Consider the following 8098-nt stretch of genomic DNA (forward strand, 5'->3'; position numbering starts at 1 on the left):
CCCAGGATTGGTAGCCAGTCATGTCTCTTGAAATCGTTATCCTCGCGGCCGGTCAAGGCACTCGTATGCGTTCGGCCCTGCCGAAGGTGTTGCACCCGATTGCCGGCAACTCCATGTTGGGCCATGTTATCCACAGTGCCCGCCAACTTGATCCACAGCGCATTCATGTGGTCATCGGCCATGGCGCCGACGTGGTGCGTGAACGCCTGGCGGCCGACGATCTGAATTTTGTCCTGCAGGACAAGCAACTGGGCACCGGCCACGCCACCGCCCAGGCTGTGCCGTTCATTACTGCCGACACCGTGCTGATCCTTTACGGTGACGTACCGCTGATCGAAGTCGAAACCCTGCAACGTCTGCTCAAGCAAGTCGTGCCCGGGCAAATGGGCTTGCTCACCGTTGAGCTGGATGACCCGACCGGCTATGGCCGCATCGTTCGTGATGCCGATGGCAAAGTCACGGCAATCGTTGAGCACAAAGATGCCAGCGAAACGCAACGCGCGATCACCGAGGGCAACACCGGCATTCTCGCCGTCCCGGCCAATCGTCTGGCCGACTGGATGAGCCGCCTGTCGAACAACAACGCTCAGGGCGAGTACTACCTGACCGACGTGATCGAAATGGCGGTCAACGATGGTCTGCTGGTGGCCACCGAGCAACCGCACGATGCGATGGAAGTGCAGGGCGCCAATGATCGCAAGCAACTCTCCGAGCTGGAGCGTCATTATCAGTTGCGCGCCGGTCGCCGTTTGATGGCGCAAGGCGTGACCCTGCGTGATCCGGCGCGCTTTGATGTGCGTGGCGAAGTGACCGTGGGTCGCGACGTGCTGATCGATATCAACGTGATTCTCGAAGGCAATGTTGTCATCGAAGATGATGTGGTGATCGGTCCGAACTGTGTGATCAAGGACAGCACCCTGCGTAAAGGCGTGGTGATCAAGGCCAACAGTCATATCGAAGGTGCCATCCTCGGCGAAGGCAGCGATGCCGGTCCGTTCGCGCGTCTGCGCCCGGGCACCGTACTGGAAGCGCGTGCGCATGTGGGTAACTTCGTTGAATTGAAGAACGCGCACATGGGCGAGGGCGCCAAGGCCGGTCACCTGACGTATCTGGGCGACGCGGAAATCGGTGCGCGCACCAACGTTGGCGCCGGCACCATCACCTGCAACTACGACGGCGCCAACAAGTGGAAAACCGTGTTGGGCGCGGACGTGTTCATCGGCTCCAACAACTCGTTGGTGGCACCTGTGGATATCTCTGACGGTGCTACCACGGCGGCTGGGTCGACGATTACGCAGAATGTGGATAACGCGCAATTGGCGGTAGGGCGTGCGCGGCAGAAGAACATTGATGGCTGGAAACGGCCGGAGAAGATCAAGAAGGGCTGAGTTATCCACAGCGCTTTAAAGATCCAAAGATCGCAGCCTTCGGCAGCTCCTACATGGGACCTGTCGATGGCTGCGATTTTTTTTGTCTGGCGGGTTGACGATTTGTGGCTGATAGGTTTTGATTGCTTCCGTTATCTTTCGAATCGAAACTTAGGTCGTCATGTCGAAACGCAATACGCCCCAGCGCCGCCATAACATCCTTGCCCTGCTCAATGAGCAGGGTGAAGTCAGTGTGGATGAGTTGGCCAAGCGCTTCGAAACCTCTGAAGTTACGATTCGCAAGGATCTGGCTGCCTTGGAGAGTCATGGTCTGCTGCTGCGCCGTTACGGCGGAGCGATCACCATGCCGCAGGAACTGGTCGCGGAAACCGCGCAAAGCATTTCCAAATATAAGCAGGCGATTGCCCGCGCAGCGGTGAAACGCATTCGCGAGCACGCGCGCATCATCATCGACAGCGGCAGCACCACCGCCGCGATGATCCCTGAACTCGGCCAGCAGCCGGGTCTGGTGGTGATGACCAATTCCCTGCATGTTGCCAACGCCCTGAGCGAACTCGAACACGAGCCGGTGCTGTTGATGACCGGTGGCACCTGGGACCCGCATTCGGAGTCCTTTCAGGGTCAGGTCGCCGAGCAAGTACTACGCTCTTACGACTTCGACCAGTTGTTCATCGGTGCCGATGGCATCGATCTGGTGCGTGGCACCACGACCTTCAATGAGCTGCTCGGTTTGAGCCGGGTCATGGCTGACGTGGCGCGGGAAGTCATCGTCATGGTCGAGGCCGACAAGATCGGCCGCAAGATTCCCAATCTGGAACTGCCATGGAGCAGCGTCCATACCCTAATTACCGATGATCGCCTGCCCCAAGAGGCACGCGATCAGATACAGGCCCGCGGTATCAACTTGATTTGCGCGGCTGTCAGTCAGGAGAAATAAGCATGTGTGGAATTGTCGGCGCAGTGGCTGAACGTAACATCACCGCCATCCTGCTCGAAGGCCTCAAGCGCCTCGAGTACCGCGGCTATGACAGCGCGGGTGTAGCGGTCTACACCAACGAGGAAACTCTCGAGCGCATGCGCCGTCCGGGCAAGGTCAGTGAACTCGAAGCGGCACTGGCCGAGCATCCACTGGTGGGTCGTCTGGGTATCGCCCACACCCGCTGGGCCACCCACGGCGCACCCTGCGAACGCAACGCCCACCCGCATTTCTCCGGCGACATCGCCGTGGTGCACAACGGCATCATCGAGAACCACGAAGCCCTGCGCGAACAACTGAAAGCGCTGGGTTACGTGTTCACCTCGGACACCGACACCGAAGTCATCGCCCATCTGCTCAACCACAAACTCAAGGATCAGCCAGACCTGACCGTCGCCCTCAAAGCAACCGTCAAGGAATTGCACGGTGCTTATGGTCTGGCCGTGATCAACGCCAAGCAACCGGATCGTCTGGTTGCCGCGCGCAGTGGCAGTCCGTTGGTGATTGGTCTGGGTCTGGGCGAGAACTTCCTCGCTTCCGACCAACTGGCGCTGCGTCAGGTTACCGACCGCTTCATGTACCTGGAAGAAGGTGATATTGCCGAAATTCGCCGCGATAACGTGCAGATCTGGGACGTCGATGGCAACGCGGTCGAGCGCCAGACCGTGCAATACACCGACGGTGCCGAAGCCGCCGACAAAGGTGAATTCCGCCACTACATGCTCAAAGAAATCCACGAGCAACCGGCCGTTGTCCAGCGCACCCTCGAAGGTCGCCTGAGCAATGATCAGGTGCTGGTTCAGGCGTTCGGCCCACAAGCGGCCGAGCTGTTCGCCAAAGTGCGCAACGTGCAGATCGTTGCCTGTGGCACCAGCTATCACGCCGGTATGGTCGCCCGTTACTGGCTGGAAGAACTGGCCGGCATCCCGTGCCAGATCGAAGTTGCCAGCGAATTCCGCTACCGCAAAGTCGTGGTGCAGCCGGACACCCTGTTCGTGACCATCTCGCAGTCCGGCGAAACCGCCGACACCCTGGCCGCCCTGCGCAATGCCAAAGAGCTTGGGTTCCTCGCCAGCCTGGCGATCTGCAACGTCGGCATCAGTTCGCTGGTGCGCGAATCCGACCTGACCCTGCTGACCCAGGCCGGTCGCGAAATCGGCGTGGCCTCGACCAAAGCCTTTACCACGCAACTGGTCGGCCTGCTGCTGCTGACTCTTTCGCTGGGCCAGGTGCGCGGCACCCTGGACAAAGGCGTTGAAGCCACACTGGTCGAAGAATTGCGTCGCCTGCCAACCCGCCTCGGCGAAGCGCTGGCGATGGACAGCACCGTGGAAAAAATCGCCGAGCTGTTCGCCGAGAAAAACCACACCCTGTTCCTCGGCCGTGGTGCGCAATTCCCGGTCGCGATGGAAGGTGCCTTGAAGCTCAAGGAAATCTCCTACATCCACGCCGAAGCCTATCCGGCCGGCGAGCTGAAACACGGCCCGCTGGCGCTTGTGGATAACGACATGCCGGTGGTCACCGTCGCGCCAAACAACGAACTGCTGGAAAAGCTCAAATCCAACCTGCAGGAAGTCCGCGCCCGCGGCGGCGAACTGATCGTGTTCGCCGACGAGAAAGCCGGGATGACCAATGGTGAAGGTACTCACGTGGTGCAAATGCCGCACATCCACGACATCCTTTCGCCGATCCTCTACACGATTCCGCTGCAGTTGCTGTCGTACTACGTTGCGGTGCTGAAAGGCACGGATGTGGATCAGCCGCGTAATTTGGCGAAGTCGGTGACCGTGGAGTAAGTTATCCACAGCTGAGTTAACCGCAAAAGATCGCAGCCTGCGGCAGCTCCTACATGGGAATCGTATTTCACTTGTAGGAGCTGCCGCAGGCTGCGATCTTTTTTGATTTTGAGGTGAGCGTCGACTCTATGGACCGCTTCCAGGAAATGCACATCTTCACCACCGTCGCCCAAGAGCAAGGCTTCTCCGCTGCCGCTCGGCGTTTGGGCCTGTCCGCAGCTAGCGTGACCCGTGCGGTGGCGGCGCTGGAGTTGCGCATCGGTACGCAGTTGTTGATCCGCACCACGCGCAGTGTGCATTTGAGCGAAGCGGGGCAGCGTTATCTGGAGGATTGCCGGCGGATTCTTGCCGAGGTGCAGGAGGCCGAGGATTCAGCGGCGGGCAGCCATGCTCAGCCGCGCGGGCAATTGACGGTGACGGCGCCAGTGTTGTTCGGTGATTTGTTTGTCACTCCGGTGATGGCGGGTTATCTCGCGCAGTATCCGGATGTCACGATTAACGCCGTACTGGTTGATCGGATCGTCAACATGGTTGAGGAGGGCATTGATGTCGCGGTGCGCATCGGTGACCTGCCGGACAGCAGTCAGCATGCGATTCGGGTGGGCGAGGTTCGACGGGTTATTTGCGGTTCGCCGGCTTATTTCGCTCAGCACGGTCGACCGGTTCATCCTCATGCGCTGGCCGGTGTGCCAGTGGTAGCGACTTCTGCGATTGGTCAGCAACGCAGTTGGCCGTTTCTCGATGCAGGAGAGCCGCTCAGCGTGCGTCCCGAGCCGCGCCTGATCGTCACCGCCAATCAGGCTGCGATTACCGCCGCCTGCATGGGTCTGGGCATGACCCGCGTGTTGTCCTATCAAGTGGCGAGCAAGGTGGCGGCCGGCGAACTGGAAATCGTCCTTGCTGAGTTCGAACTGCCGCCACTGCCGATCCATGTGGTGTATCAGGGCGGGCGCAAGGCGCCGGCGCGGATCCGCAGTTTTGTCGATTTCGCCGCCAAGGCATTGCGTGACCACCCGGCGCTGCAAAATGCTGCGTTGTTGCACGAGATGAAATAATCGATTGCGGTTGCTGGTGATTCTGTTCTTTTCGCAGTGAGGGGATGATGGCCTGCATCGGCGCTCTCACCCTCGCAGTGGCGCCCCTGTTCAGCGGAGTCGACCATGCAAGCAATCAAACTCTACAACTTCCCACGCTCTGGCCACGCTCATCGCGTCGAGTTGATGCTGTCCCTGCTGCAACTGCCCACCGAGCTGATCTTGGTCGACCTGGCGAAAGGTGAGCACAAGCAGCCGGCGTATCTGGCGATCAACAGCTTTGGCCAGGTGCCGGCGATTGATGACGGCGGCGTGGTGCTGGCCGATTCCAACGCGATTCTGGTGTATCTGGCGCAAAAATACGGTCACGGTCGCTGGCTGCCTGCTGACCCGGTCGGCGCGGCGCGGGTGCAGCGCTGGTTATCCGCTGCCGCCGGGCCGATTGCGTTCGGCCCCGCAGCTGCGCGCTTGGTCACGGTGTTTGGCGCACAACTGAATGCTGAAGAGGCGATCAGCCGTGCGCACAACCTGCTCAAGGTGATGGACGTCGAGTTGGGCAAGACAGCGTTTCTGGCCGGCGACGAACCGAGCATTGCCGACGTTTCCGCCTACAGTTATATCGCACACGCACCCGAGGGCAACGTGTCGCTGGACGACTACGACAACGTGCGCGCCTGGCTGGCCCGGGTCGAAGCCTTGCCCGGTTTTGTCGGCATGCCGCGCACCGTCGCCGGTCTGCAAACCACCGCCTGATTTTCGCTATCCACACTGTGCCGTCGGCGCAGGGGAGAGGTCGTGATGGAACGTTCACCGTGGCACGCTGGCGAGCAACAGTTACAAGCCCATGTCGGCGTTGCCGAACGCATGGAAGCCTTCGGGCGTAAGGTGATTCGCACTTGGATGCCGGACCAGCACCGCGAGTTCTATCAGCAATTGCCCTTCCTGCTGTACGGCGCCGTCGATGCACAGGGCCGTCCGTGGGCCAGCGTGCTCGAAGGTGCACCGGGGTTCGCGCATTCGCCGGACCCCGAGCACCTGCATTTCGCCAGTCAGGTCGCGGCTGATGATCCGGCGCAACTGCGCAACGGTGAGCCGATCGGTCTGCTCGGCATCGAATTGCACACCCGCCGGCGCAATCGCCTTAACGGCCATGTCGGCAATCTGAACGCTCAGGGTTTCGCCGTGAGCGTGGATCAGGCTTTCGGCAATTGCCCGCAATACATCCAGCTGCGTCAGTTCCAGCGCGTGCCGCTGACGGATCCGCAGACTCGCCCGGCTGAACATCTCAACGCTCTGGATGATGCGGCCACCGCGCTGATCGCGGGAGCCGATACGTTCTTCGTCGCCAGTTATGTCGATGTCGACGGTCAGCGTGCGGTGGATGTTTCCCACCGGGGCGGCCAGGCCGGTTTCGTACGCGTGGACGGCAATCGTCTGACCATCCCTGACTTCGCCGGCAACCTGCACTTCAACACCCTCGGCAATCTGCTGCTCAACCCCAAGGCTGGCTTGCTGTTCATCGACTTTTCCACAGGCGATTTGCTGCAACTCAGCGGGCGCACCGAGATCCTGCTCGACGACCCGCAGATCGAAGCGTTTCAGGGCGCTGAGCGTTTGTGGACGTTCGAGGTGGAAACACTGGTGCGGCGCCCGGCAGCATTGGCGTTGCGCTGGCGCTTCGACGGCATGTCGCCGACCAGTCTGTTGACTGGCAACTGGACCGAGGCGGCGGCGCGTTTGCAGGCGCAGGCACTGGGCAACCAATGGCGGCCGCTGCGCGTGGCGAAGATCGAGGCAGAAAGTCGCAGCATCCGCTCCATCTACCTGGAGCCCGCCGATGGCGCCGGTTTGCCGGTGTTTCTCGCTGGCCAGCATCTGCCGCTGCGTTTCACGATTGATGGCGAGGTACACATTCGCACTTACAGCCTTTCGAGCGCGCCATCGGACGGTTTCTACCGGATCAGCGTCAAGCGTGAAGGCCTGATTTCATCACACCTGCATGAGCAGATCCGCGTCGGCGATGTGCTGCAAGCGCGGGCGCCGCAAGGGCATTTCACCGTGGCGCCGCTGGAGCACCGACCGCTGGTGCTGCTGGCCGCCGGTGTAGGAATCACGCCGTTGCTGTCGATGCTGCGCGAGGTGGTGTACCAAGGCTTACGCACGCGCGGGATTCGTCCGACGTTATTGCTGCAGAGTTCGCGCAGCCTGGCCGATCAGCCGTTTCGCCAGGAGCTGGACCGGCTGCTCGAATCCGCCGGTGACTCGGTGCGCGTCCTGCGGCTGCTCAGCCAGCCGGAAGCCGATCTGCAAGAAGGCGAGGACTTTGATCTGCTGGGCCGAATCGATAGTGCGGTGCTGAGGAACCTGCTGGAGGCCGATGATTTCGATCAGCTCGACTTCGTCCTCTGCGGCCCCGGTGGTTTCACCCAAGGGCTGTACGACATCCTGCGCGAACTGGATGTGCGCGATGCTCAGATTCATGCGGAAACCTTTGGCCCGTCGACACTGAAACGTCAGGCCGACCCGGACGCCATCGTGATCGAACAACCGCCCGCCGCGACTACTTCGGTGCCGGTGGTGTTCGAGCGCTCGGCAAAAGAGGCGCGCTGGCAGCCCGATGGCGGCAGTCTGCTGGAGTTGGCGGAAAGCCGCGGATTGCGTCCGGAGTTCAGTTGCCGTGGCGGGTCATGTGGCACCTGCAAAACCCGGCTGGTCAGCGGCGCGGTGAATTATCCACAGCCCCCGGCGGACATCCCTGAAGCCGGCCACGTGCTGATCTGCTGCGCCGTCCCGGCACAGAGCCCCCACCCGCTGGTCTTGGACCTATAAACCGCCCCCCTGCAGGAGCTGCCGCAGGCTGCGATCTTTTGATCTTGATGTCCTGAAAACAAGATCAAAAGATCG

Annotated in this window: 6 protein-coding genes; all 6 read left to right on the forward strand. The window is 61.0% G+C overall.

Features of this window, described 5'->3' with window-relative positions; genetic code table 11:
• Nucleotides 1–20: 20 nt before the first annotated feature.
• The 6 genes from glmU to PMI37_RS20360 all read left to right on the forward strand — a co-directional run bounded on the left by glmU (nucleotide 21) and on the right by PMI37_RS20360 (nucleotide 8023).
• Nucleotides 21–1388, forward strand: coding sequence for a bifunctional UDP-N-acetylglucosamine diphosphorylase/glucosamine-1-phosphate N-acetyltransferase GlmU (glmU, locus tag PMI37_RS20335; RefSeq protein WP_008084426.1), 1368 nt, complete (start codon nucleotides 21–23; stop codon nucleotides 1386–1388).
• Between the two features lie 160 nt (nucleotides 1389–1548).
• A complete protein-coding gene (locus PMI37_RS20340) occupies nucleotides 1549–2325 on the forward strand; it encodes a DeoR/GlpR family DNA-binding transcription regulator (protein WP_008084428.1) in 777 nt (258 codons plus the stop codon).
• A gap of 2 nt (nucleotides 2326–2327) precedes the next feature.
• Nucleotides 2328–4160 (forward strand): glutamine--fructose-6-phosphate transaminase (isomerizing), encoded by a 1833-nt coding sequence (gene glmS / locus PMI37_RS20345; RefSeq protein ID WP_008084429.1) that lies wholly within the window; start codon nucleotides 2328–2330, stop codon nucleotides 4158–4160.
• Nucleotides 4161–4288: 128 nt separating this feature from the next.
• Entirely contained in the window at nucleotides 4289–5215 is a 927-nt protein-coding gene (locus PMI37_RS20350) for a LysR family transcriptional regulator (protein ID WP_008084431.1), read from the forward strand.
• A 105-nt stretch (nucleotides 5216–5320) separates the two neighbouring features.
• Nucleotides 5321–5947 (forward strand): glutathione S-transferase family protein, encoded by a 627-nt coding sequence (locus PMI37_RS20355; protein ID WP_008084433.1) that lies wholly within the window; start codon nucleotides 5321–5323, stop codon nucleotides 5945–5947.
• Between the two features lie 45 nt (nucleotides 5948–5992).
• Nucleotides 5993–8023 (forward strand): 2Fe-2S iron-sulfur cluster-binding protein, encoded by a 2031-nt coding sequence (locus tag PMI37_RS20360; protein ID WP_008084435.1) that lies wholly within the window; start codon nucleotides 5993–5995, stop codon nucleotides 8021–8023.
• Nucleotides 8024–8098 lie beyond the last annotated feature (75 nt).

It is taken from the genome of Pseudomonas sp. GM80 (assembly GCF_000282515.1).
In the GTDB taxonomy this organism is placed as follows: Bacteria; Pseudomonadota; Gammaproteobacteria; order Pseudomonadales; family Pseudomonadaceae; genus Aquipseudomonas.